Genomic DNA, 25,692 nt, shown 5'->3' on the forward strand with positions numbered 1-25,692 from the left:
GGACGTAAAGCGAAGCAGTCCGGCACCCCACCCGCGGAGGCCCGTCACCGCACCCCGACAGCCCCGCACCCCGACAGCCCCGCGCAGCGGCAACGCCCGCCGCAGGCGCAACGGCGAGCGCACCGCGCAGCGGGCGGCGAACGGCGAGCAATCACCGCGGCGGGACAGCCGAAAACGTGGGAAGCAGGCCAAGCGCAGAGGACGGTCATGGGACGTTCTCCGGCAGGAAAGATCCCCTTGGCCCCCTCCACGCACGGCGCGCCGAGAACAGCGGTATGCGTGTCGTCCTCGTCACCGAATCCTTCCCGCCCGATGTCAACGGCGTCTCCCACTGCGCCCTGGAAACCGCCCGGCACCTCGTCCGGCGCGGCCACGATCCCCTCGTTGTCGCACCGCTCGCAGGCGCGTCGCCGGCCGCCGGTACGCACGAGAGTCCCTGCCCCGTCGTCCGGGTGCCCTCGATGCCGCTGCCCGGCTATCCGCAGGTGCGGATCGCGCTCCCCGGGCGCCGGCTGTCCGCGGCGCTCGACGGGCACCGCCCCGATCTGGTCCACCTCGCCAGCCCGTTCGTGCTCGGCGCCCGGGGGATGGCGGCCGCCGCCCGCCGCCAGGTGCCCGCGATCGCCGTCTACCAGACCGATCTGGGCCGCTACGCCCGCACCTACCTCGGCGGGGGCGCGGCCACGGCCTGGCGGCGCATCCGGGCGGTGCACGCCGCCGCCGACCGCACCCTGGCGCCCTCCAGTGCGGCGCTGCTGGATCTGACCGAGCACGGGGTGCCACGGGTCCATCTGTGGCCGCGCGGCGTCGACTCCGAACGGTTCCACCCCGGGCGGCGCGACGCGGTGCTGCGCAGCTCGTTGACCGCGGGGCGCGAGCTACTGGTGGGATACGTGGGACGGCTCGCACCGGAGAAGGACGTCCGGCTGCTGGCCGAGACCTCGCGGCTGCCGGGCGTACGCACCGTCGTCATCGGCGACGGCCCCAGCGCCGCCGGACTGCGCAGCGCACTGCCCGGGGTCCGCTTCCTCGGCCGCCGTACGGGTGACGAACTCGCCCGGCTCTACGCCTCGTTGGACGTCTTCGTCCATACCGGGCCGTATGAGACCTTCTGCCAGACCGTGCAGGAGGCGATGGCCTCCGGTGTGCCGGTGGTCGCGCCGCGGGCGGGCGGTCCGCTCGACCTGGTGGACCACGGCCGTACGGGGCTGCTGGTGACACCGGGCGACGGCGGCGCGTTCCGGGACGCGGTGCGCCTGCTCGCGGGCAGCGCCGAGCTGCGCGCCCGGTACGGCGCCGCGGCCCGCAGGGCCGTCGCGGACCGTACGTGGGAGGCGGTCGGCGACCAGCTCCTGGGCCACTACGAGGCCGTGCTCAGCGACCGGACGGCGGTGGCGGCATGAACGCGCGACACGCCCCCGGGGCGGGGCTGCGGATCGTCCGGATCGCCAACTTCGTCACCCCGGCCTCCGGCGGACTGCGCACCGCGCTGCGCGCACTCGGCGCGGGCTACCGGGCCGCCGGGCACGAGCCGGTGCTCATCGTGCCCGGACCGCCAGGGGCGGACGGGACGGCCGGCCCGCGCGACGAAGTCACCGCGCAGGGGCGGGTGATCACCCTGCCGGGGCCGGAGCTGCCGGGCAGTGGTGGCTACCGCATGCTGACCGACCGCGCCCGGCTCCAACGGCTGCTGCACTCGCTGGCCCCCGACCGGCTGGAGGTCTCCGACCGGACGACGCTGCGCTGGACGGGGGAGTGGGCGCGCCGGGCACGGATCCCCGCGGTGATGGTCTCGCACGAGAGCGTGGACGGGGTGCTGCGCACCTGGGGTGTGCCCCGGCCGCTGGCCCGCGCCGCCGCCGACCGGCTCAACCGCCGTACGGCGCACGCCTACAGCCGGGTCGTGTGCACCACCGAATGGGCGGCGGCGGAGTTCACCCGGGCCGGTGTGCGCAATGTGGTGCGCGCTCCGCTCGGTGTCGACCTCGCCGTCCGGCATCCGGACTGCCGCAGCGCGGCGCTGCGGCGGCGCTGGGCGGGCCGGGCGGAGGTTCTGCTGCTGCTCTGCTCCCGGCTGTCCCAGGAGAAGCGGCCGGGGCGGGCGCTGGACGCGCTGGCGGAGCTGCGCCGGCGCGGGGTCGACGCGACGCTGGTGGTGGCCGGTGACGGGCCGCTGCGGGCACGCCTGGAGGCCCGGGCACGGACCGAGCGGCTGCCCGTGGCGTTCCTCGGGCATCTCGCGGACCGGTCCCGGCTCGTCGCGCTGCAGGCCGGCGCCGATGTCGCGCTGGCGCCCGGCCCGGCCGAGACGTTCGGGCTGGCCGCCCTGGAGGCGCTCGCCTGCGGCACGCCGGTCGTCGCCAGTGCGGCGTCGGCGCTGGCGGGGCTGGTCGGCAGCGGCGGCGATACGGCGCTCGACGACGGGCCCTCGTTCGCCGATGCGGTCCAGCGGGTCCTGGCCCGGCCCGAGCCCGCCCGGCGCGCCGCCGCCCGTCGCCGTGCCGAGGGCTACGGCTGGCAGCCCGCCGTCGAGGCCTTCCTGGCGGCGCACGACGCGTCCGCACCGCTCGGCAGGCCGGTCGCCGCCCCGTTCTCGCCGTCCCCGGCCGGCCCGCGGGGCGGGTGGTGACGGTGTGTGCCGAGGGGGCGGTGATACCGGGGCAGACGGCGGGCGGCGGCTGTTCCCCGGCCCGCTTCGTCGCGCTCGGCGATTCGCTGACCGAGGGGCTCGGTGACCCCGTACCGGGCGGCGGCTGGCGCGGCTGGGCGGCCCTGCTCGCCGGGGCGCTGGGCGAGCGGCCGGGCGGCGTGGAGCTGGTCAACCTGGCACGGAGCGGGGCGCTGGCGGCGGAGCTGGCCGAGCGGCAGCTGCCCGCGGCGCGCGAGCTCGGGCCGCGCTTCGCCTCTCTGGTCATCGGGGCGAACGACACCCTGCGCGCGGCCTTCGCCATCGAGCGGGTCGCGGCCGCGCTGGACCGGGCGCACGGCGCACTGAGCGCCGACGGGGCCGTGGTGCTGACGGCATGTCTGCCCGATCCGGGCCGGATGCTGGGGCTGCCGGCGCCGCTGGCGCGTCCGCTGGCCCGCCGGATGCGCGCCGTGAACACCGTCGTCCATGCGGTGTCCGCGCGGTACCAGGGCGTTCATCTGCACCTCGCCGAGTACCCCTGGGTCGCCGAACGCGCCTCCTGGAGCGTGGACCGGCTGCACCCCAGCGAGCGCGGCCACCGGCTGCTGGCCCGCGGCTTCCACGCGACGCTGGCCGCCGCCGGCCTGCCCGTCGGACCGCCGCCCGCGCTCACCCTCGACGGCCCGCCGCCGACCCGTGCCGGATCCGCCCGGTGGATGGCGACCCGCGGCACCCGCTGGGTCGCCGACCGGTGCACGGATCTGCTGCCCGGCCTGCTCGGCCTGGCGCTCCAGGAGTGCCGGCACGGACTGGTGGGTTCCGGACGGTTGCTGGACGCCGCGGCCGACCACGCCGCGCGGGCCGCGCTCGCCGCCCTGACCGAGCCGGACGGCGCCTCTGCGAGGAAAGCCGCCGCGACGGTGAAGGGCGCTGCGACAATGGCAGGATGACCGGACGCTGGGAGTTCTGGATCGACCGCGGTGGCACATTCACGGACGTCGTCGGCCGGAGACCGGACGGACGGCTGGTCACCGGCAAGCTGCTCTCGCACCGTCCGGAGCGCTATCGGGACGCCGCGGTGGCCGGCATCCGGATGATGCTGGGGCTGGGCCCGGACGAACCGGTGCCCGCCGAGCGGGTCTCCGTCGTCAAGATGGGCACCACCGTCGCCACCAACGCCCTGTTGGAGCGCAAGGGCGAACCGACCCTGCTGCTGACCACCGCAGGGTTCCGGGACGCGCTGCGCATCGCCTACCAGAACCGGCCGCGGATCTTCGACCGGCGGATCGTGCTGCCCGAGGCGCTCTACGACCGGGTGATCGAGGTACCGGAGCGGATCGGCGCCCGGGGCGAACTCGTCCGGCCGCTGGACGTCGACGAGGTCCGTCGGGCGCTGATCCGGGCCCGCGCGGACGGCCTGCGCAGCGCCGCCGTCGTCCTGCTGCACGGCTACCGCCACGCCGACCACGAACGGGCCGTCGCCGAGCTGGCCAGGCAGGCCGGGTTCTCCCAGGTCAGCTGCTCGTACGAGGTCAGCCCGCTGATGAAGCTGGTGCCGCGTGGTGACACCACCGTCGTCGACGCCTATCTCTCCCCGATCCTGGGCCGGTACGTCGACGAGATCGCGGCCCAGCTCCCCGGTATCCGGCTGATGTTCATGCAGTCCAACGGCGGACTGCGGCAGGCCGCACACTTCCGCGGCAAGGACGCGGTGCTGTCCGGTCCCGCGGGTGGCGTCGTCGGCATGGTGCGTACGGCCGCCGAGGCGGGCGGTGGCCATGACCGGGTGATCGGCTTCGACATGGGCGGCACCTCCACCGATGTGTCGCACTACGCCGGGGAGTTCGAGCGGGTCTTCGGCAACGAGGTCGCGGGCGTACGGATGCGCGCCCCCATGATGAACATCCACACCGTCGCGGCCGGCGGCGGTTCCGTACTGCACTTCGACGGCCGCCGCTACCGGGTCGGCCCCGACTCGGCCGGCGCGGACCCGGGACCGGCCTGCTACCGGCGCGGCGGACCGCTCACCGTCACCGACGCCAATGTGATGCTCGGCCGCATCCAGCCGGCCCACTTCCCGGCGGTGTTCGGGCCGGACGGCGACCGGCCGCTGGATGCCGAGGTGGTCCGCACCCGCTTCGCGGAGCTGGCCGCGCGGGCCGCAGCCGAGACCGGGGACGACCGCGGCCCCGAGGAGGTCGCGGCCGGCTTCCTCGACATCGCGGTGCTGAACATGGCCCATGCCGTCAAGAAGATCTCCGTCCAGCGCGGTCACGACATCACCCGCTACGCCCTCACCAGCTTCGGCGGCGCCGGCGGCCAGCACGCCTGCGCGGTCGCCGACGCGCTGGGCATCAACACCGTGCTCGTCCCGCCGCTGGCCGGGGTGCTCTCCGCGTACGGCATCGGCGTCGCCGACGCCACCGCGATGCGCGAGCAGGCCGTCGAGGCGGAGTTCACCGACCCCGCGGCCCTCGGCCGGCTGCGCGAGGTGTGCGACGGTCTCGCCGGACAGACCCGGCGCGAACTCCTCGACGACGGGGTGCCGGACGCGTCGGTCACCACCCGCGCCCGGGTACTGATCCGCTACGCCGGGACCGACTCCACCATCGGCGTCCCGCTCGCCGACGCCGACACCATGACCGCGGAATTCGTCCGGGCACACCGCGAGCGCTACGCCTTCACCATGGACAAACCGCTGGTGGCCGAGGCGGTGTCGGTCGAGGCGCTGGGCGCGGCCGGCGGCGCGGGCGGCTACGAGCCGCAGTCCGGCGGCAGAGAAGGGGAGTTGGCGCCTGCCGCCACGGTACGGATGTATGCCGGAGGCAGCTGGCAGGACACCGGCCTCTACCGCCGTACGGACCTGCGCCCCGGCGACACCCTCACCGGCCCGGCCGTCATCGCCGAGGAGGACGCGACCACGGTCCTCGACCCGGACTGGCAGGCGGCCATGGGGGAGGGCGGGCACCTCCTGCTGACCCGGGCCCGGCCGCGCACCGACCGGGTCGCGGTCGGCACCGAGGCCGACCCGGTGATGCTGGAGGTCTTCAACAGCCTCTTCATGGCCATCGCCGAGCAGATGGGCCTCCGGCTGGAGAACACCGCACACTCCGTCAACATCAAGGAGCGCCTCGACTTCTCCTGTGCCCTCTTCGACGCCGACGGCAATCTGATCGCCAACGCCCCGCACATTCCCGTGCACCTGGGCTCGATGGGGGAGTCCATCAAGGAGGTGCTGCGGCGCCGCGGCGGCGAGATGCGGCCGGGCGATGTGTATGCGATCAACGACCCGTACCACGGGGGAACCCACCTCCCCGACGTCACTGTCGTCACCCCTGTCTTCGACACCGACGGGAGCGAGCTGCTGTTTCTGGTGGCCTCCCGCGGCCACCACGCCGAGATCGGCGGCATCACCCCGGGCTCGATGCCCGCCTTCAGCAGCACCATCCAGGAGGAGGGCATCCTCTTCGACAACTGGCTGCTGGTGCGCGACGGCGAGCTGCGCGAGCGCGCGACCCGCGAACTGCTCGCCGCCGGGCCCTACCCGTCCCGCGCACCGGACGCCAACCTCGCCGACCTGCGCGCCCAGATCGCCGCCAACGAGAAGGGAATCCAGGAACTCCGGCGGATGACTGAGCAGTTCGGGCTGGATGTCGTCCAGGCCTATATGGGGCACGTCCAGGACAACGCCGAGGAATCGGTGCGGCGGATCATCGCGCAGCTGTCGGACGGCAGCTGCCGCTACGAGACCGACAGCGGGGCGGAGATCAGGGTCGCGCTGACCGTCGACCGCGCCGCCCGCAGCGCCGTACTGGACTTCGCCGGCACCTCGCCCCAGCAACCCGGCAACGCCAATGCGCCCAGCTCGGTGGTGATGGCGGCCGTCCTGTACGTCTTCCGCACCCTGGTCGCCGACGACATCCCGCTCAACAGCGGCTGTCTCAAGCCCGTGGAGGTCCGCATCCCGGAGGGCTCGATGCTCGCCCCCGTCTTTCCGGCCGCCACCGTCGCGGGCAATGTGGAGACCTCCCAGGCGGTCACCGGTGCGCTCTACGCCGCGCTCGGTGTCCAGGCCGAGGGCTCGGGCACGATGAACAACCTCACCTTCGGGAACGACCGGGTGCAGTATTACGAGACCGTCGCCAGCGGTTCGGGCGCGGGCGACGGCTTCGACGGTGCGGACGCCGTGCAGACCCATATGACCAACTCCCGGCTGACCGACCCCGAAGTGCTGGAGTGGCGCTACCCCGTCCGCGTCGACAGCTTCGCGATCCGCTCCGGCAGCGGCGGCACGGGGCGCTGGCACGGCGGCTGCGGCGTCGAGCGCCGGCTGCGCTTCCTGGAGCCGATGACCGTCGCCCTGCTGACCAACCACCGCAGAATCGCGCCGTACGGCATGGCGGGCGGCGCCCCGGGTGCGCTGGGCGCCAACTCCGTCGAGCGGGCGGACGGTTCGTGTGAGGAGCTGGCGGGCTGCGACACGGCGGACGTCGGCGTGGACGATGTGCTGGTGCTGCGCACACCGGGCGGCGGCGGATACGGGGCGGCGGAGGAGGGCTGACGGACCGGCCACGCGGGCCTGGGCATCCTCCCCGCGCGGTGCATCGATAGTCTGGTCGGCCATGGAGCTCATCGATTCGATCAAGGACGTGCGGATTGCCGCCGCCCGGACGTTGGCCACCCGCTCCGGACGGATCGCCGCCGGACGCTGCCTGATCGAAGGTCCGGGCTTGATCCGGCAGCTCCTGGCCGCCGGGACCGCTCCGGAGTACGTACTCCGCTCGGCGGGTGCGGACGATCCCGCGCTGCATGCGGAGCTGACCGCTGCCGGGGTGGGCGTGCACGCCGTGCGGGACGGGCTGCTGCGGAAGGTCACCGGTGGTGGGAAGCCGGTCGACTGGCTGGCGGTGGCTGCGCTGCCGGCCGAAACCCCGGTGGCGGACGCTTACGGCGACTTCGCCGTGGTGTGCGAGCAGGTCGCCGACCCCGGAAATCTCGGGACGATCGTGCGGACCGCACGCGCGCTCGGCGTGCGGGACGTCGTGCTCACCGATGAGACGACCGATCTGTCCTCCCGGCGGGTCCTGGACGCGGCACGAGGCGCCGTGCTCGGCTGCCGCGTCCGCCGATTCGCCGATCCCGGCGGCGCGTTGGCTTCCTTGCGGGAGTCCGGCTTCCAGATCGTGGTGACCAGCCCCCGGGGAACGCATCTCCAGTCGATGGCCCCCCTGCGCGGCCGCAAGGTGGCGCTGGTCGTCGGGAACGAGACGGACGGCGTCAGCGCGGCCACGCTGGCCGCGGCCGATCTGGTGGTACAGATCCCGATGGCCGGTGCGGTGGAATCACTCAACGTCGGGGTGGCCGCCGGCATCAGCATCTACGAACTACGAATGAAGGCGATCCTGGCCATGCTGACCGACCGGATCCGCGACACCCTCGGCCGCAACCTCACCGCGGCCGCTCACCTGGTGCGGCAGGCATTCGATGCCCACCTGCGCCGGATCGGCGACCTGGACAGCTCCCAGGCGGTGCTGCTGATGGTGCTCGCCTGCGAGCGCAGCACCCCGCTGGAGCAGCTGCGCCGCGATGTCGGCGTGGGCACGGACGAGTTGCAGGCACTGCTGGCACCGCTGTGCGACCGCGGCTATGTGACGCAAGGCCAGGACGACGTCACGATCACACGCGAGGGGGAGCAGGCCATCGCCGCGCTGTGGGCGGTACAGGAACGCGTCGAGGACGGCTTGTACGACGGCTTCACCCCCGCTGAACGCGATCAGCTGCGGGAGTTGCTGCACCGCGTCCAGAACAACGCGGTGCGCCTTGCGAGTTCCCCGGTCGGCCAGGGCGTCGCTGCGGACGTGCCCTAGCGCATCCGGAGGAACCGTACCGGTGTCCCCGGTACGGCCTGGGCCGCCGGCGCCAGAAAGCGCTCGGGGACGACACCGACGACCGGGTAGCCGCCGGTCGTGGGGTGGTCGTGGAGGAAGAGGACCGGCAGGCCGTCGGGCGGGACCTGGAGGGCGCCCAGGGGCATGCCCTCGCTGGGGAGTTCGCCGGTCCGGGCGCGTTCCAGGGGCGGGCCTTCGGTGCGCAGGCCGATGCGGTTGCTGGCCGGGGAGACGCGGAAGCGGCCGGTGGTGAGGGTGTGCAGACCGGCGTCGGTGAACCAGGCGTCGCGGGGGCCGGGCAGGAACGGCAGGAGGAGCTCCGTCACCGGGCCGCGGTGCGGGATGGCATCGGCGGTGGCCGGCGGGCCGTGCGGGTCGCCCAGCGGGAGGACCGTGCCCTCGGTGAGCGGGTCGGGGCCCAGACCGGAGAGCAGATCGGCGGCGCGGCTGCCGAGGACCGGTTCGGTGTCGATGCCCCCGGCGAAGGCGAGGTGGGAGCGCAGCCCGTGGGTGGCCGGCCCCGCGTCCAGGACGGCGCCCGCCGGGACGCGGACCGGTGCGCCCCACGGGACGGGGCGGCCGTCGACGGTCACCGGGCAGGGCGCGCCCGTGACGGCGACGGTGGTGGTGGTACGGACCCGCAGGGCGCAGCCCGTGAGCGTCGTCTCCAGGGTGGCGGCGGAACGGTGGTTGCCGACCAGGCGGTTGGCGAGGCGGTGCGCGGGTTCGTCGAGGGCGCCGGCCCGCGGCACACCGAGGTGGGCATGGCCGGGCCTGCCGAGGTCCTGGACGGTGGTGAGCGCACCGGCCCGGACGACCGAGAAGGCGCGGTCGGTCATCGGGTGGTCTCCTGCGGGACGAAACGGACACGGGTGCCGGGGGTGAGCAGCGCGGCGGGTTCGCGGCGCGGGTCCCACAGGACGGTGTCGGTGGTGCCGATCAACTGCCAGCCGCCGGGGGAGGAGCGCGGGTAGACGCCGGTGTACGGGCCGGCGAGGGCGACCGAGCCGACCGGGACCTTGGTACGGGGAGTGTCCCGGCGCGGTACGTGCAGCGGCTCGGGCAGTCCGGTCAGATAGCCGAAGCCGGGGGCGAAGCCGCAGAAGGCGACATGGAACTCCGTGGTGGAGTGCCGCCGCACCACCTCGTCGGGGGTGCAGTCCCACAGGGCGGCGACATCCGAGAGGTCGGGGCCGTCGTAGCGGACCGGGATCTCCACGGCGGGCCGGTCGCCGGTGGTGAGCGGGGGAATGTCCCAGGCGGCGAGCTCGGCGATCAGCCCGCGGGGGTCGGCGAGGCCGTCCAGGAGCACCGTACGGGCGGCCGGCACGATCTCGCGCAGCGGCGGCAGGGCGCCGTCGGCGGCCCGGCGCAGCAGTTCGGCGTGCAGCGCCTCGACCTCCTCGGCGCTGTCCAGCTCGATGAGCAGGCCGTGTTCACCGACCGGCAGCGGCCTCATGCAAAGCTCCGCAGGTGTACGCCGGCCGCGGCCAGCTCGGACCGTACGCGCCGGGCGAGGTCCGCGGCGCCGGGGGTGTCGCCGTGCAGGCACAGTGAGCGGGCCGTGATGCCGATGCGCCGGCCGTCGCGGGAGGTGACGGTGTGGTCGCGGGCCATGCCGAGGGCCCGCTTGACGACCGCGTCGGCGTCGTGGATCACCGCGCCCGGTTCACGGCGGGGGACGAGGGTGCCCTCGTCGGTGTAGGCGCGGTCGGCGAAGGCCTCACCGACGACGGGCAGTCCGGCCCGCCGGGCGGCCTCGTGCAGCCGCGAGCCGGGCAGGCCGAGGACCGGCAGTCCGCCGCCCGCGGCGAGGATGCCGTCGATGACGGCACCGGCCTGTTCCCCGTCATGGACACAGCGGTTGTAGAGCGCGCCATGGGGTTTGACATAGCCGACCCGGGCGCCGGCGGCGCGCGCGAAGATCTCCAGCGCACCGATCTGGTAGGTGATCTCGGCGGACAGTTCGTCCGGCGGTACCTCCATCGTGCGGCGGCCGAAACCGGCCAGGTCGCGGTAGGAGACCTGGGCGCCGATGACCACGCCGCGCTCGGCGGCCAGTTCGCACACCCGGCGCATCGTGGCCGGGTCGCCGGCGTGGAAGCCGCAGGCGACATTGGCGCTGGTGACGACGGAGAGCAGGGCCTCGTCGTCGGTGAGCTGCCAGCGGCCGAAGCCTTCCCCGAGGTCGGCGTTGAGGTCGATGACGGGAGGGGCCGCCGCGCCGCCGGTCATGCCGGAACCTCGCTCCGCTCGGCCCCGCATGCGCGCGGCGGGCACCTTTCCACGATGGGCTGCTCGCTGCGCTCGCTCATGTGTGTCCGTTCCAGAGGTGCTCGGTGCCGGGCGGGCGTGAGGCGCAGGCGCGGCGGCCCGTTAGCGGGCAGGGGCGGGCGGGGGCGTTCCGGGCCGGCCGGCCCGTATCCGTAGTGACTCGCCCCCGAGGGCAACTCGAGCCGACCGGCATGGAGGACAACGTACGGGATCGTTGAACGATCCGACAAGAGGTGCACTGCATCCGAGAGGGGATGCGTTGTTTTGTTCCCTCATCTGGGATTGACTTTCGCTCACACGACACCGGGACGGCCTCGATCGCCGCCCGGTACGGCGCGAGAGCGGGGAGCGGTATGGCGGGCGGAGCGGCGAAGAGCGATCAGTGGCGGCTCACCGAGGTCGCGGATCTGGAGGGGGACCGCGCCCTGCTGGGGCGCTCCAGCACGGCCGAGCGGGTCGCCGACATCCTGCGCGACCGGATCACCGAGGGCTACTTCCCGCCCGGCGCCCGGCTCTCGGAGGAGAGCATCGGCGGCGCGCTGGGCGTCTCGCGCAACACGCTGCGGGAGGCGTTCCGGCTGCTGACGCACGAGCGGCTGCTGGTGCACGAGCTCAACCGCGGGGTGTTCGTCCGGATGGTGACGGTCGAGGACCTGGAGGACATCTACCGGGTGCGCATGCTCGTCGAGTGTGCGGCGGTACGGGGCCTGGGGCAGGGGCCCTACGGCACCGGTGCGACCGACGCCATCGCGGCGATCGAGGCCGCCGTACAGGCCGGCGAGGCCGCCTCCGGGGGCCGGGAGTGGCAGGCGCTGGCCACCGCCAATATCCGTTTTCACCAGGGAGTCGTGGCCCTGGCGGGCAGCCCGCGCACCGATGAGCTGATGCGGGGTGTGCTCGCCGAACTCCGGCTGGTCTTCCATGTCATGGCCGACCCCCGGCGCTTCCATGCGCCCTATTTGACCCGTAATCGCCAGATTGTCGAGGCGCTGCAGGCGGGCGATGCCGCCGAGGCCGAGCGGCTGTTGCTGTCGTACCTGGAGGACTCGCGCAGTCAGCTGTCGGGGGCGTACGCGCAGCGCATCGCGGAGGGGTGAGATCCGCGGCGGGGGTCGCCGCGAGGTCCGCCACGAGCGGTGCTGTGGGGGCGGCTTGAGATCCGTCCCCGCAGACCCCTTGTCGGATCGTTGAACAATCGCCTAGCCTCCGCTGCAATCTCTTCATCTCCTCGCGGACCCGAGTGGGTCCCCGTACGCGGAAGGCGGATCCATGATCGTGCTCCTCGGCGTGCTCGTGGTCGTGATCGGCTTCGCCACGAAACGCAACCCCTTGCTGGTCGTGGGGGTGGCCGGTATCGCGACCGGCCTCCTCGGAGGGCTGTCGCCGGGCAAGGTGCTCGCGGCGTTCGGTGACGGCTTCGCCGGCAGCCGGGCGGTGACGATCTTCGCGATCACGCTTCCGGTCATCGGCCTCCTGGAGCGCTACGGCCTCCAGGAGCAGGCCCGTCGCCTCATCGCCCGGTTCGCCCGGCTCACCACGGGACGCTTCCTGGCGCTCTACCTCGGTCTGCGGCAGATCGGTGCCGCGGTCGGGCTGACCAATGTCTTCGGCCACGCCCAGACGGTGCGCCCGCTCGCCGTCCCGATGGCCGAGGGAGCTGCCGAGCGCAAGTACGGCGAACTCCCGGAGCGGACACGGGAGAAGGTCAGGTCGTTCGCCGCCAGCGCGGACAACATCGGCCTCTTCTTCGGCGAGGACGTCTTTCTCGCCGTCGGCTCGATCCTGCTGATCACCGGCTTCGTCAACACCACCTACGGGACCCACCTCGAACCCCTGCAACTCGCGCTGTGGGCGATCCCCACCGCGCTGTGCGCCTTCGTGGTCCACGGCTGGCGACTACTGCGCCTGGACCGCCAGTTGGAACGCGAGCTGCTCACCGCCAACGTCCACAACACCGCCGCAGCGGAGGCCGCCCAGTGATCAAGGCAGAGTGGTTCTACTGGCTGGTCGGCCTCAGCTTCCTGGTGATGGCCTCCCAGATGGTCACCGACCGCAGCAACCCCAAGCGCTTCGGCACCGGCGCCTTCTGGGGTCTGATCGGCGCCGGCTTCATCTACAGCAGCTGGGTCGTCACCAAGCAGGCGCCGGCCGAACCGCTGGGCGTCGCGGTGCTCGTCATGGCCTGCCTGGCCGGCTTCGGCTTCACCGGGCGCGGCACCCCGCGCACCACCACCCCGGAGCAGCGCGCCGCCAGCGCCGCCAAGCTCGGCAACAAGCTGTTCGTCCCGGCGCTCACCATCCCGGCCGTCGCCATGGCATGCGCCATCGGCGTCAAGCAGCTGTCCTTCGGGGGCAAGCCGGTCCTCCAGGAGGGCAGCGAGACCATTCTGGGCCTGGGGATCGGGGCCGTCGTCGCCCTCGTCGTCGGCATGATCATGCTCCGCGAGAAGCGGGTCTCCGTGCCCGTGCAGTCCGGCCGCTCCATGCTGGAGGCGATGGGCTGGGCGATGCTGCTGCCGCAGATGCTGGCCACGTTGGGCGCCATCTTCCAGGTCTCCGGCGTCGGCGCCCAGGTCGGCAAGCTCGCCAGCTCCGTACTGCCCGAGGACTCGCTCTACATCGCGGTCGTCGTCTACTGCGTGGGCATGTTCGCGTTCACCATGATCATGGGCAACGCCTTCGCCGCCTTCCCCGTGATGACCGCCGCCGTCGGCTGGCCGGTCCTGATAGGCCACTTCGACGGTAACCCCGCCGCCGTCCTGGCCATCGGCATGCTCGCCGGATTCTGCGGCACCCTCGTGACGCCCATGGCCGCCAACTTCAACATCGTTCCGGCGGCCCTGCTGGAACTGAAGGACCAGTACGGGCCCATCAAGGCGCAGCTGCCCACCGCGGGGGTACTGCTCGGCTGCAACATCCTGATCATGGCGCTGTTCGCCTTCTGAACCGGCTCCGGGCGCCGTGCCGCACTCCGCGGCACGGTGCCCCCGACCACTGCTCGCTGCCTCCGACGCCGGACGCACCGCACCGAGGATGACCGTATGACCCGGGTACTGCTGACCGGATTTGCACCCTTCGACGGCGAATCCACCAACCCCTCCTGGCAGGCGGTACGCGCCGCCGCGGACGAACCGCCCGCCGGCATCGAGGCCTTCGCCGTCGAGCTGCCCTGCGTCTACGGAGCGTCGGTGGCGGTGCTGCGTGCCGCGATCGAGGAGACCCGCCCCGAGATAGTGGTGTGCGTCGGCCAGGCGGGCGGCCGCCCCGACATCACCGTCGAACGCATCGCCATCAACGTCGACGACGCCCGTATCCCCGACGTCTCGGGCGCCGAACCGGTCGACGAGGCGATCGTGCCCGGCGGCCCCGCAGCGTACTTCTCCACCCTGCCGGTCAAGGCATGTGTGGCGGCCGTCCGCGCCGCCGGGCTGCCCGCCTCCGTCTCCAACACCGCGGGCACCTTCGTCTGCAACCACGTCTTCTACGGCCTCGCCCACCTCATCGCCACCGAACTGCCCGGCGTGCGCGGCGGGTTCGTCCATGTGCCCTACGCGCCGGAGCAGGTCGTCGACCGCGCCCAGCCGTCGCTGCCGGCCGACGCGGTCGCCCGGGCCCTGCGGGAGATCGCGGTCACCGCCGCGCACACCCGCACCGACCTCCGCGTCGCCGGAGGGGCCACCCATTGAGCGGCGGCACCGGACCGGCACCGGGGGCCACCGGACCTGGCGGCCGCTCGCCGCGGGCCACGCCGTAGACTGACGCGCCGGCCCGGCGAGTGCTCCGTCAACGGATCCACCAGCGGTTCCACCCATGAGCGGATCCGCGCCGTTTCGTCCGTTGTCAGTGCGAGCGCCTACTCTGTGCGACGTGACTTTTCCCGCCCCGGGGGCCGCTGCGCCCCAGCTCAACGGCCCGAACCGGCCCGCGCCGGGCCCGGCAGCCGACGAGGGCCTGGCCCGTCGGCTGCGCGCCCTGGCGTGCACCGCGCCGCTGCACGACCTCGACGTGCGCAAGGCCAACCTCGCGGGCGAGTACGGGGTCTACGCCATGGCGGAGGTGGCGCTCGCCGTCATCGATCTCGTCACCCTCCACATGGACTTCGACACCGGCGCCGACCACGAGGAGATAGTGGCGAAGGTGCTCCCGCGGGTCGCCGCCCAGGCTTCCCGCCGTCCCACGGGTGAGCACGAGCGGGTGGCCCGCTGGGTGCTGGAGAACCTGATCAATGTCGGCAGCGTGGACCGCGGCTTCCGGGCCGTCTACGGCACCTTCAACACCGACGGCCGGTATGTCCGCCGCGACTACGACTTCAAGCTCATCGAGGAGGTCCCGGGCGCCGGCGGCAGCGTCTTCCTGCGGGCCACCGACGAAGCGGTCAACGTCCTGGTCGGCGCGCTCGACACGGACGTCACCAGCGCGCAGATCGCCGCCGAGGTCAAGCTGGAGGTGCTGATCAACCGTGGCCGGCTGGCCGACGCCCAGCTCGCCGCCGAGCAGGCCCGCTACCGCACCGTGCAGTACGCCGAGACGCTGCGCAGAACCCTGGACGCCACCCGCCGCAACGTCCGCGCCGTGGACTGGCTGGAGACCGTCCCGGACATGATCAATGAGGCGCTGGACCACGTCGCGGACCGCTACCGCCACGAGAACGCCATCCTGACGAACATCCGCAAGGCCCGTGACGAGACCGAGGAGCCCGAACACAAGCGCCGCGCCGCCGAGCTCGTCGACATCGTCAAGGACTGCATCCGCCGCCACACCCAGCTCCAGTCGCGCCTGCTGGAGGCCGGACCGCTCTTCCGCGCCGAGCAGGACCGCCAGGCCTTTGCCACCCCCGCCGCCCGCTCCGGACTCGACCTGTACGGGCAGCTCGTCGCCCCTTTGCTGCCGCTCCCCGCCGAGCGGGCCATCCGCGTCACCGACGCCTTCTTCGCCCACGGCACGGGCCTGCGCACGCCCTCGGCCGTCCGGGTCGGCGATCTCGTCGAGGTGCTGCTCACCCCGCCCGTGGAGCGCGAGCACCTCGGTGCCGAGATGCCCGAGCCCGATCTGGTGACGACGCCCGACGACAGCCGCTTCAGCGAGGCTCAGCTCGACGCCGCGATGGCGCTGCTCGATCTGCCCGCCGACGCCCCCCGCAGGCTCTCCGGACTGCTCGCCGAGGCGCGCCGCGGCGATCCCGAACTCCCCTACCTCGTCGCCCTGTTGGCGGTACACGCCGCCAGCCCGCCGGTCGGCACGGCGTACCGCCAGGGGGAGCAGCAGCTCCTGTTCGCCGTCGACGACGGCACCGAGCTGACCGACCCCGAGTTCGGCGGCGCCGACCTCATCGTCGGCACCGCCCTGCTGGACTCCGCCGGAATGGCCGCGGGCCGCTCGGAGGTGGCGTGATGGTGTCCCACACCCGGGGCGGGCGGCCGGCGAACGGCATGGCGCGCCCGGTCCGGCAGGGCCCCGGCGTGCCGGGTGGCCGCCCGCGGCCGTGCCGGCCAGAGATTTCCGAGACCGTCCCCCGCAAGGAGCTAGTTCCGTGACCCAGTACGACGAGGCGCCGCAGCCGGACCCGGCGTCCGGGCCCGGTGAACCGGGCCGGGTCGCGCCCACCGCCGACGCCGAGCCGGCCGCGGCGGGGCCCTCCCCCGAGTTCTCGGCTGCTCCCCCACCCCCGGCTTCGTTCGAGCGGGGGGACCCCCATGAGCAGGGGAGGCCCCCCTCCCTCACCCCGGCCGATACCGCCGACGCCGCACGGCTGGTCTCCTTCGGCCTCCAGCCCAAGCTGCTGCCCGCCCGCGACGCCGAATACGGCGAACTGCTGCGCCGCTATCGCGACGAGCCCGCCTTCGCCCGGCTCGCCGACGCCGTCGCCACCGGACTCGGGCTGGTCGTCCTGGAGGTCTCCACCCGCGCCGGGATGGCCGTCACCGCCCACGAGGACTCCGTCTTCGCCGTACGGATGGGTGACTATGCGCGTCGGGCCTCCGCCGACTCCGCCGACCGCTTCCTGCACGGCCTGGCCCATCTCGCCGTCGCCGCACTGGCCTTCCCGCGCCCCGAAGACCTCGCCGACGACGGCTATATCGGCCGGATCACCGTCAACGGCGTCGACGCCTTCGTCCGGCAGGCCTGCCGCCGCCTGGAGGAGCGCGCCGAGCAGGAGGGCGAGAACACCGACCCGGCCACCGACGCCCCCGGCCTGGAATCCGCCTGGCGCGTCTACGCGCGGCGCAGCGCGACCGGCGCCACCAAGGACGCCCGCCGGCTGGCCGGTTCGACCACCGGCATCATCGCCAAGGCCGTCACCTTCCTCGTCGACTCCGGCTTCCTCCAGCGCACCGGTGACGACTCCGGCGGCGCCTACCGCACCACCGCCCGCTATCAGCTCCAGGTCCGCGACATGGCCGGCAGTGCCGCCATGGCCGAGCTGCTGGAGCTGGGCATCGTCCCCGTCGCCGACGGCAGTGCCGCGCTGCTGCCGGGCGAGGACACCGACGACCTCGACCTGGTCTCCGACGCCGGACTGCCCTTCCACTCCGGATGACGGGCCGGCCCTTCGACCACTGACGTTCCGGCCGACCGGCCACCGATAGTTCCGACCGACGACCACCGACTGCTCCGACCGACGACCACCTGCCGCTCCGCTCCGACCGACGACCACCGCCCGCTCCGCTCCGGCCGACCGGCCGCTGACCGCCCCGACCGACGACCACCTGCCGCTCCGCTCCGACCGACCTTCCCACCGCCCCGGCTCCCCCCCCCACCCCCGAACCCACCCCCGCCCCCTCCCCCCGAAGGGGGAGGAGGGGGAGGGGGCGGGGGAGCAGCACCGCCCCTTCCCGACACGACAACGAGAGTCCGCCATGTACGAGCTGTCCCGGGTCCGCCTCTACTCCATCGGGCCCGCCGGTGCGCGCTATGCCGACACCGTGCTGGACCTGCGCGGAGTCGGTGCGCCCGTGCCCCAACCGGCCCCGGCCCAGGCGGACTTCTTCGAGGACGAACCGGTCGGCCCGCCGCGCCGCCCGGCACCGGCGGGTGTGCTCTTCCTGGAGAACGGCGGCGGCAAGTCCGTCCTGCTCAAACTGATCTTCTCGGTGATGCTGCCCGGCCACCGCAACACCCTCGGCGGCGCCAGCTCCGGCGTCCTGCGCAAGTTCCTGCTCGCCGACGACTGTGGCCATGTCGCCCTGGAGTGGCAGCACGTCCTCACCGGCGAGAGCGTGGTCGTCGGCAAGGTCAGCGAGTGGCGCGGCCGGCAGGTCTCCAACGACCCCCGGAAGTTCGCCGAGGCCTGGTACAGCTTCCGGCCCGGCCCCGGTATGAGCCTGGACTCCCTCCCCGTCGCCGAGGCCACCGTCGTCCGTCCCCGCCAGGAGAGCGGCGAGGGCAGCTCCGGAGCCCAGGGCCGCCGGCGCACGATGAAGGGCTTCCGCGACGTCCTCACCGAGGCCGGCAAGCACTACCCCAACCTCGACGTCGTCTGGGAAGAGATCCACGAACGCTGGAACGAACACCTCGGCGCGCTCGGTCTGGACCCCGAGCTCTTCCGCTACCAGCGGGAGATGAACGCCGACGAGGGTGAGGCGGCCGGCCTGTTCGCGGTCAAGAACGACTCGGACTTCACCGACCTGCTGCTGCGCGCCGTCACGGACACCCGTGACACCGACGGCCTCGCCGACCTGGTGCACGGCTTCGCCCACAAGCTCGGCCGGCGCGCCGAGCTCACCGCCGAGCGGGACTTCACGGCCGGCTCCCTCGACCTGCTCTCCCGTATCGCCGACGCCGCCGAGCAGCGCGAGCGCGCCCGCGAGGTGCATGCGGGCGCCGAGCGCCGCACCCGCGGCCTCGCCCAGCGGCTCCACGCCCGCGGTACCGAAGAGCGCGGCCGCGCCGCCGAGCTGGCCGAACAGGTCGCCGCCGCGGCCCATCGCGTCACCGACGCCGAGCGCGTCCGCGAGCGCCGTTCTCTGGTCTCCGCCGAACTCGCCTACCGGCACGCCTCGCTGGCGCTGGCCGCCGCGGAGAAGGACGCCGCCGCCCAGCGCCGCGAGCTGAACGACGCCCGTACGCTCCACAGCGCCTGGCAGGCGGCCGAGACCGCGCTGCGGCACCGCGCCGCCGCCGACCGCGCCGCGCGGGTCGCCGTCGCCATCCGCGAGGCCGAGCGGGACGCCGCCCCCGCGCTCGCCGCCCGGGCCACCGCCGCCGCCGACCTCGTACGCGCCCTGCATGCCGCGGCCGAGGCCGGTGAGCAGGTCGCCAACGAGGAGGAGGAACGCTCCGCCGCCCTGCAGGAGGCCGGTGAGTCCGCGCACCGCGACGCCACCACGTCCGCCACCCACGCCCAGCGCGCCCGCAGTGAGGCCGACCACCTCAAGCAGCGGCTGGCCGAAGTTGCCGAGGAGACCGCCGAAGCCGTCCGGGCCGGCTGGCTGGACGACAGCGCCCCCGACGCCGACCCGGCCCGTGCCGCGCTCGCCGCTTCGGACGCCGAGAAGACCGCCGTTGAGGCCTGGGACTCGGCCCGTGAGGCCGCCCGGCAGGCCACCGACCAAGCCCGGGAGGCCACCGCCCGGCACTCCGCCGCCGAGCTGGCGGCGGCCCGCGCCGAGGACGCCGCGCAGGCCGCCGGGCGCGCCTACGACGCCGAGCGCCGGGCCGCCGAGTCCATCGGCGCCGAGCAGCGGCTCGCCGACCTCCTGGGACTCCCGCAGGCCGAGGCCAAGTCGCTCGGCGTGCCCGGCCCCCGTACGGCCACGCCCGGCACGGAACGAGCCGCCCCGCGCCGTTCCGGCGGCCCGCTCACCGCCGAGGAACTCGACCGCAACGCCGACGAGCTGCACGAGCTGCTGGAGGAGGGCGTCGCCGCCGCCGAACGGCAGCTGTTCGACCTGCGCACGGCCGCCGCCGACGACGCCCGGATCCTCGGCGCGCTGGGCGACGGCGGCCTGCTGCCCCCGGGCCCCGATGTGCTGGCTGCCGTGGAGTATCTCGGCGAGCACGGCGTGCCCGCGCTGCCGGGCTGGCGCTATCTGGCCCAGTCCGTCGACCCCGCCGACCACACCCGGGTGCTCGCCGCCCGCCCCGAGCTCGTCGACGGCGTGATCATCACGGACCCGGACACCCATGCGCGGGCCCGCGAGGTGCTCGCCCAGGCCGCGTTGCTGCCGCGTTCTGCCGTCGCGGTCGGCACCGCGGCCGCGCTGCTCGCGCCCACGCCCGCCGCTGACGAGCGGGACTCCGGCGTCTACAGCGTTTTCCTCGTAACGCCGAACCCGGCGATGCACGACGAGTCCGCCGCCGACGAGGAGCGCCAGGCGCTGCGGGCGCGCGCCATAGAGCGCGACGAGGAGATCCGGGGGCTGGCCGCCCGGCTCGCCGGGGACCGTGCGCTGGCCGCCCGGCTCGGATCGTGGCGTGCGGGCTGCCCGGCCGGCCGCCTCGGTGAACTGGCCGCCGCCGCGGACGAGACCCGTACGGCTGCGGAGGAGGCCGCCGCCGAGCTGGCCGGGGCCCGTACCGCCCGCGCCGAGACCGACGAGGTCGCGGCCGAGGCCACCGGGGTGCGCGACGAGCGCCAGGAGGCCGCCCAGCGCGCCCGCCGCGCCGCCGACCTTCTGGCCGGGCTCGCCCACCGGCTGCGGGAGCGTGCCTCCTGGCAGTCCCGGATGCGTGAACTCGTCGATGAGGCGGCCGAGTTCGAGGCCCGGGCCGAGGAGTGCGTGGACCGCGCGCGGGCCGCCGACGAGGACCGCAGGGCCACCCAGCGGGCCGCCGACGACGCCCGGCGCACCGCCCGCGCACTGCGCGCCGAGCGCGCCGAGATCGCCGGCGTACCGGATGACGTGGGGGAGGCCCCCGAGGGCGCGAGCGCCTCACTGCCGGCGCTGCGCGAGGCCTACCGCGCCGCCTCCCAGCTCTACGAGAAGGTCGGCGTCGGCGCCGATCTGCGCGCCGAACAGGCCCGCGCCGAGGGGGACGAGAGCGCCGCCCTGGCCGAGCTGAACCGCCTCACCAACAAGGTCCGCACCCGCGCGGAGACGCTGCTGGAGAGCCCGGACGCCGCCGACGGCCCGTCCCGGCAGGCCGCCGCGGCCCGCGCCGAATCGTTGGTGCAGATGCTGGAGACCCGCGCCTCGGCCGCCAGTGAACAGCTCGGCCGGCTGCGCGGTGAGGCCGAGCGGCTGGCCCCCACCGACGGCGAGACACACACCGAGCTGCCGGACGAGCTGGTGCCCAAGGACGCCGACCGCGCCAAGGAGCTGCTGCGCACCGCCTCGGGTGAACTGGCCACCGCCGCCGAGGCGCTGGAGGCCGCCCGCGATCGGCACGAGGAGCTGCTGCGCGGCCACCGCGCCGCCGAGGACGCCGCGGGCGGCTTCGACGAGACCGCCGCCCTGCTGCGTGATCTGCTCCGTGACCACCAGGACGCCGACGACCCGGCGGACGGGCGGACCGAGCCGTACGCCGGCCGGCTGGCCGAGGCCCGGCAGGCCGCCGCCGAGTCCCGCCGCTCGCTGCGCGGCTGTGCCGCCGACCTCTCCACCGCCGAGTCCGCGGTGCGCGAGGCGAGCGACATCCTCGTACGGCACGCCAACTCCACCCGCTACGAACAGGTCCGCACCCCCGCCCGCCAGCAGATCCGCGAACTGCCCGCCGCGGCCCTGCCGGACCATGCCGCCAAGTGGGCGGAGGCCTTCGCGCCCCGGCTGCGGGTGCTCAGCGACGAGCTGGAGCAGCTGGAGCGCAACCGCGACTCCATCGTCGACCGGCTGCGCGGGCTGGTCGAGTCGTCGCTGACGACACTGCGCTCCGCCCAGCGGCTGTCCCGGCTGCCCGAGGGGCTGGGGGAGTGGTCCGGGCAGGAGTTCCTGCGGATCCGCTTCGAGGACCCCGACCAGGCCACGCTCGCCGAACGGCTCGGTGAGGTGATCGACGAGGCGACCCGTGCGGCCGTCAAGAAGAACAGCGATCTGCGGCGGGACGGGATGTCCCTGCTGCTGCGGGGGGTCGGCGCGGCGCTGCAGCCGCGCGGGGTGGCCGTGGAGATCCTCAAGCCGGACGCGGTGCTGCGCGCCGAGCGGGTGCCGGTCGGGCAGATGGGCGATGTCTTCTCCGGTGGGCAGCTGCTGACCGCGGCCATCGCGCTGTACTGCACGATGGCGGCGCTGCGCAGCAACGACCGGGGCCGGGACAAGCAGCGGCACGCCGGCACGCTGTTCCTGGACAACCCCATCGGCCGCGCCAACGCGACCTATCTGCTGGAGCTCCAGCGCGCCGTCGCCGACGCGCTGGGCGTGCAGCTGCTGTACACCACCGGCCTCTTCGACACCACGGCGCTCGCCGAGTTCCCGCTGGTCATCCGGCTGCGCAATGACGCGGACCTGCGGGCCGGGCTGAAGTACATCAGCGTCGAGGAGCATCTGCGGCCGGGCCTGCCGCAGCCGGACCCGTCCGGTGAGGCGGTGCACGGCCAGATCACGGCGACGCGGATGTACCGCCGCCCGGAGGATCCGGTCCCCGGGGAGCAGGCGGACGAAGCCGCCGGATGATCAGGGCGCCGAGGCCTGCGGGCGGAGTCGGGCGGAGCCGGGAGGCACCGCGCTAGACCACCACCACCGACCGCAGGACCTCCCCGCGCTGCATCTTCGCGAAGGCCGGTTCGAGGTCGTCGAGGGCGATCGTCTCGCTGATGAACCGCTCCAGGTCGAGCTTGCCGCTCAGGAACAGATCGATCAGCACCGGGAAGTCGCGGCTGGGCAGACAGTCGCCGTACCAGGACGATTTGAGCGCACCGCCGCGTGAGAAGAGGTCGATGAGCGGCAGCTCGATCCGCATGTCCGGGTCGGGCACGCCGACCTGGACCAGCGTGCCGGCCAGATCGCGCATATAGAACGCCTGCCGGTAGGTCTCCGGGCGGCCCACCGCATCGATCACCACATCGACGCCGTGGCCACCGGTGAGCGCGCGGACCGCCTCGACGGGGTCCGTACCACGGGAGTTGACGGTGTCGGTGGCGCCGAACCGCTCGGCGGCGTCCAGCTTGCCGTCGTCGAGGTCGACGGCGATCACGCGTCGTGCGCCGGCCCGTGAGGCGCCCGCGATCGCGGCGTTGCCGACGCCGCCGCAGCCGATGACGGCGACGGTGTCCCCGCTGCCCACCCCTCCGGTGTGCACGGCCGCGCCGTACCCGGCCATCACCCCGCAGCCGATCAGGCCCGCGGCCTCCGGGCGTGCCGAGGGATCGACCTTCACCGCCTGCCCGGCGGCGACCAGGGTCTTCTCGGCGAATGCGCCGATGCCCAGCGCCGCGGTCAGTTCCGTACCGTCCAGCAGGGTCATCGGCTGGGCGGCGTTGCGGGAGGCGAAGCAGTACCAGGGGCGGGCGCGACGGCAGGCACGGCACTGTCCGCAGGGCGCCCGCCAGGCCAGCACCACGTAGTCACCGGGCGCCAGGTCCGTGACACCGGGGCCGACGGCCTCGATGACCCCCGCCGCCTCATGGCCGAGCAGATAGGGGAAGTCGTCGCCGATCGCGCCGTCGCGATAGTGCAGATCGGTGTGGCACACCCCGCAGGCCTGCACGGTCACGAGCACTTCGCCCGGACCGGGATCGGGTACGAGGATCGGCAGCACCTCGACGGGGGCGCCCTTCTTGAGGGCGACGACGGCGCGGGCTTCGTGCGGCATGTCTCACTCCTAAAACAGCGCCTGCGGGGCGGCAGGGCGGGTAGCACGCGTGAGGTGGCACGGATGCCTGTGAGGGGTTGGAGTGGTGCGCGGTGCGAGGAGCGGGGACAGCGGTGGAGGACGCTCCACCTCTGTCTCCCTGTTGCCTATAGTGCGCTGGGTTGCGCTATAGGAGACATGCTGGAAGTCGGGTCAGGGATCCGTCAAGGGGGATTTTTCGCTATCGGGCTCAACCCGCGTACCCCATCAGGCGGGAGAGCTCCGCGGCCGCCTTCGCGGACCGCTCCGCGAGCTCCGGCAGCAGATGACGCTCCATCCGGTACGCGGGGCCCGAGACGCCGATCGCGCCGATCACCGCGCCGTCGTGCGCCCGGACCGGTGCCGCCACCGCATTGAGCCCGATCTCCAACTCCTCGTTGGTGCAGGCGAATCCGTCCGCGAGCACGGCGGTGAGCTGCTCGCGCAGACCGGCCGCCGTGGTCAGGGTGGTCTCGGTGAACCGCGGCAGCTTGCGGGTCGCCAGGGTCTCCCGGCGCTTCGGCGGCAGATGCGCCAGCAGCACCTTGCCGCTGGCGGTGGCGTGCAGCGGGGTGCGGCGGCCCAGCCAGTTGTACGCGGTGACCGCGGCGGAGCCCCTGGCCTGCATGATGTTGACCGCCGCATCACCGTCCAGCACCGCGATGTTGGCGGTCTCCCCGGTGTCCTCGGCGAGCGCGCGGCACACCGGCTGGCCCTCCTGTGAGATGTCCAGCCGGATCGCGGCGGCGCCGGCCAGCCGCAGCACCCCGGCGCCCAGGTAGTACTTCCCGCGGTCCCTCTCCTGCTCCACCAGCCCGCGGTTCTCCAGCACCCCGAGGATCCGGAACGCGGTCGATTTGTGGACGCCCAGTTCCTCGGAGAGCTCGGTCACCCCGGCCTCGCCCAGCCTGGCCAGGATCTCCAGCACGCTCACCGCCCGGTCCACGGACTGGACGGATCCCGCCCCGCCGCGCCGTTCCTCGGACCGGTCGTCTGCCGTATCGCTCGTGTTCGACATGGGTCTTTGTGTCACCACCCGGTGGCCCCCGTGGGGCACGTCTGAGGGCATCTGCCGGGAAGCCCTTGACGGCTCGCTTCCCGGCTTGGATTCTGTTGCGCATCGCGCTCTGCGATGCGTTATTCAGAACACATGATACCGATCAGCGAGAGGGGGGCCAGATGATTCCCATCTGCCGCATCGAGGACCTGCCAGAGGGCGAGTCCGTACGGATCGAGATCGACGACGTCACACCGGCCATCGCGGTCTTCCATGCGGAGGGCGGCTACTACGCCATCGACGACACCTGCAGTCATCAGGACGCCTCGCTCTCCGACGGCTGGGTCGAGGGCTGCTTCGTCGAATGCCCGCTGCATGCGGCCCTGTTCGACCTGCGCACCGGGGCTCCGACCTGCCTGCCGGCCCGCCGGCCGGTGCGCACGCACGAGGTCAGTGTCCTGGACGGCATGATTCATGTCCGGCCCGCCGTACGGGAAGAGGCGGTGGCGTAAATACCCGGTCACGGCGAGCGCGCCGTGACCGTCCGAAGCCGAGCGCGGTTCCTCGGTTCCCCCGGAGCCCGGACGGTCCGCGGGGTCCCGGAAGGCCAGGAGTCCTCCGGGGAACCGCCCGGCCCGCCAGCTCGTTCAGGCGGCCGCCCGGTCGATCCTCGACGAGCCCTCCCGCGATTCCCTGCGCTGCTGCCGGCGCGCCCGGCGACGCTCGCGGCGCAGTTCCCGGGCTGTACTGCTCGGCTGCGACTGCACCCCGTTGCGCTGCACCCACACCTGACGGGTCACCCAGACATCCAGCACCGCCCAGGTGGCGACCACGGTGCTGGCGACGGTGCTGAGCACGGCGGGGAACGCGAGCCAGGAGCCCGCCAGGGTGCTCAGGAACGCCACCATGGCCTGAACCAGGGTGAGTGCCACGATGATGACGGCGCGCACCGCTGCGGTACGCACCGGATCCGCCATCCGGCGCCGGACCGCCGGCTCCTCCTGCCACAACGGCTCTCTGCCGGTGTCCATGAACGCGTCACACTCCCTGTACTCTCCCCGCGTGTCCGACTCCTCGGTGGCTGCCCGGATTTCGCCGGGTAATGCCCCTGGCGTCGCACCCCGTCCTTCCTCATGGTCATGCACCGGGGCCGCGCAGAGTTACCCGGGGTAGAGCAAAACCGGCCAACCCTCCGGCAG

The 25,692-nt window shown here is 73.6% G+C and carries 19 protein-coding genes; 13 read left to right on the forward strand and 6 right to left on the reverse strand.

Annotated elements, in window-relative coordinates; all coding sequences use genetic code 11:
* Positions 1-275: 275 nt before the first annotated feature.
* The 5 genes from ACWGI6_RS33570 to ACWGI6_RS33590 all read left to right on the forward strand — a co-directional run bounded on the left by ACWGI6_RS33570 (position 276) and on the right by ACWGI6_RS33590 (position 8,496).
* Complete coding sequence (locus ACWGI6_RS33570; RefSeq protein WP_453271006.1) at positions 276-1,403, forward strand: glycosyltransferase family 4 protein; 1,128 nt, start codon at positions 276-278, stop codon at positions 1,401-1,403.
* A complete protein-coding gene (locus tag ACWGI6_RS33575) occupies positions 1,400-2,629 on the forward strand; it encodes a glycosyltransferase (RefSeq protein WP_453271007.1) in 1,230 nt (409 codons plus the stop codon). Before ACWGI6_RS33570 ends, ACWGI6_RS33575 begins: the two co-directional genes overlap by 4 nt.
* Positions 2,630-2,652: 23 nt before the next feature.
* Positions 2,653-3,579, forward strand: a complete 927-nt coding sequence (locus ACWGI6_RS33580; protein WP_453271037.1) for an SGNH/GDSL hydrolase family protein — start codon at positions 2,653-2,655, stop codon at positions 3,577-3,579.
* Positions 3,576-7,190, forward strand: coding sequence for a hydantoinase B/oxoprolinase family protein (locus ACWGI6_RS33585; protein WP_453271008.1), 3,615 nt, complete (start codon positions 3,576-3,578; stop codon positions 7,188-7,190). Before ACWGI6_RS33580 ends, ACWGI6_RS33585 begins: the two co-directional genes overlap by 4 nt.
* Before the next feature lie 61 nt (positions 7,191-7,251).
* Positions 7,252-8,496, forward strand: a complete 1,245-nt coding sequence (locus ACWGI6_RS33590) for a TrmH family RNA methyltransferase (RefSeq protein WP_453271009.1) — start codon at positions 7,252-7,254, stop codon at positions 8,494-8,496.
* Here ACWGI6_RS33590 and ACWGI6_RS33595 read toward each other — a convergent pair.
* Genes ACWGI6_RS33595 through ACWGI6_RS33605 form a run of 3 tightly spaced genes read right to left on the reverse strand, consistent with a single transcriptional unit; the run spans position 8,493 to position 10,752 of the window.
* Positions 8,493-9,356, reverse strand: coding sequence for a 5-oxoprolinase subunit C family protein (locus ACWGI6_RS33595; protein WP_453271010.1), 864 nt, complete (start codon positions 9,354-9,356; stop codon positions 8,493-8,495). The genes ACWGI6_RS33590 and ACWGI6_RS33595 overlap by 4 nt on opposite strands.
* Positions 9,353-9,976, reverse strand: coding sequence for a 5-oxoprolinase subunit PxpB (gene pxpB, locus ACWGI6_RS33600; RefSeq protein ID WP_393909743.1), 624 nt, complete (start codon positions 9,974-9,976; stop codon positions 9,353-9,355). The genes ACWGI6_RS33595 and pxpB overlap by 4 nt, the downstream gene beginning before the upstream one ends.
* Entirely contained in the window at positions 9,973-10,752 is a 780-nt protein-coding gene (locus ACWGI6_RS33605; RefSeq protein WP_453271011.1) for a LamB/YcsF family protein, read from the reverse strand. The genes pxpB and ACWGI6_RS33605 overlap by 4 nt, the downstream gene beginning before the upstream one ends.
* Positions 10,753-11,144: 392 nt before the next feature.
* On the opposite strand from ACWGI6_RS33605, the gene ACWGI6_RS33610 reads away from it, so the two are divergent.
* From ACWGI6_RS33610 to ACWGI6_RS33640, 7 genes are all read left to right on the forward strand, one after another.
* Positions 11,145-11,888 (forward strand): GntR family transcriptional regulator, encoded by a 744-nt coding sequence (locus tag ACWGI6_RS33610; RefSeq protein ID WP_453271012.1) that lies wholly within the window; start codon positions 11,145-11,147, stop codon positions 11,886-11,888.
* Positions 11,889-12,060: 172 nt separating this feature from the next.
* Positions 12,061-12,771, forward strand: coding sequence for a DUF969 domain-containing protein (locus ACWGI6_RS33615; protein WP_453271013.1), 711 nt, complete (start codon positions 12,061-12,063; stop codon positions 12,769-12,771).
* Positions 12,768-13,736, forward strand: a complete 969-nt coding sequence (locus ACWGI6_RS33620; protein WP_453271014.1) for a DUF979 domain-containing protein — start codon at positions 12,768-12,770, stop codon at positions 13,734-13,736. Before ACWGI6_RS33615 ends, ACWGI6_RS33620 begins: the two co-directional genes overlap by 4 nt.
* 96 nt (positions 13,737-13,832) lie before the next feature.
* Positions 13,833-14,477, forward strand: a complete 645-nt coding sequence (gene pcp / locus ACWGI6_RS33625; protein WP_393909748.1) for a pyroglutamyl-peptidase I — start codon at positions 13,833-13,835, stop codon at positions 14,475-14,477.
* A 181-nt stretch (positions 14,478-14,658) separates the two neighbouring features.
* Positions 14,659-16,182, forward strand: a complete 1,524-nt coding sequence (locus tag ACWGI6_RS33630; RefSeq protein WP_453271015.1) for a hypothetical protein — start codon at positions 14,659-14,661, stop codon at positions 16,180-16,182.
* A gap of 139 nt (positions 16,183-16,321) precedes the next feature.
* The gene (locus ACWGI6_RS33635; protein ID WP_453271016.1) at positions 16,322-17,329 is read left to right on the forward strand and encodes a hypothetical protein; all 1,008 of its coding nucleotides are present in this window, start codon (positions 16,322-16,324) and stop codon (positions 17,327-17,329) included.
* A 319-nt stretch (positions 17,330-17,648) separates the two neighbouring features.
* The gene (locus tag ACWGI6_RS33640; RefSeq protein WP_453271017.1) at positions 17,649-22,340 is read left to right on the forward strand and encodes a hypothetical protein; all 4,692 of its coding nucleotides are present in this window, start codon (positions 17,649-17,651) and stop codon (positions 22,338-22,340) included.
* A gap of 52 nt (positions 22,341-22,392) precedes the next feature.
* On the opposite strand, the gene ACWGI6_RS33645 is transcribed toward ACWGI6_RS33640, so the two are convergent.
* Positions 22,393-23,478 (reverse strand): S-(hydroxymethyl)mycothiol dehydrogenase, encoded by a 1,086-nt coding sequence (locus ACWGI6_RS33645; RefSeq protein ID WP_453271018.1) that lies wholly within the window; start codon positions 23,476-23,478, stop codon positions 22,393-22,395.
* Positions 23,479-23,707: 229 nt separating this feature from the next.
* Positions 23,708-24,514 carry an IclR family transcriptional regulator gene (locus ACWGI6_RS33650; RefSeq protein ID WP_393909753.1) on the reverse strand — a complete coding sequence of 269 codons (807 nt, stop codon included), beginning with the start codon at positions 24,512-24,514 and terminating at the stop codon, positions 23,708-23,710.
* Positions 24,515-24,675: 161 nt separating this feature from the next.
* Here ACWGI6_RS33650 and ACWGI6_RS33655 point away from each other — a divergent pair, with 161 nt between their 5' ends.
* Positions 24,676-25,005, forward strand: a complete 330-nt coding sequence (locus tag ACWGI6_RS33655) for a bifunctional 3-phenylpropionate/cinnamic acid dioxygenase ferredoxin subunit (RefSeq protein ID WP_393909754.1) — start codon at positions 24,676-24,678, stop codon at positions 25,003-25,005.
* Between the two features lie 135 nt (positions 25,006-25,140).
* Here ACWGI6_RS33655 and ACWGI6_RS33660 read toward each other — a convergent pair whose 3' ends face one another.
* Positions 25,141-25,638, reverse strand: a complete 498-nt coding sequence (locus tag ACWGI6_RS33660; RefSeq protein WP_453271019.1) for a hypothetical protein — start codon at positions 25,636-25,638, stop codon at positions 25,141-25,143.
* Between the last annotated feature and the right edge of the window lie 54 nt (positions 25,639-25,692).

The organism is Streptomyces sp. NPDC054786, from assembly GCF_053611685.1.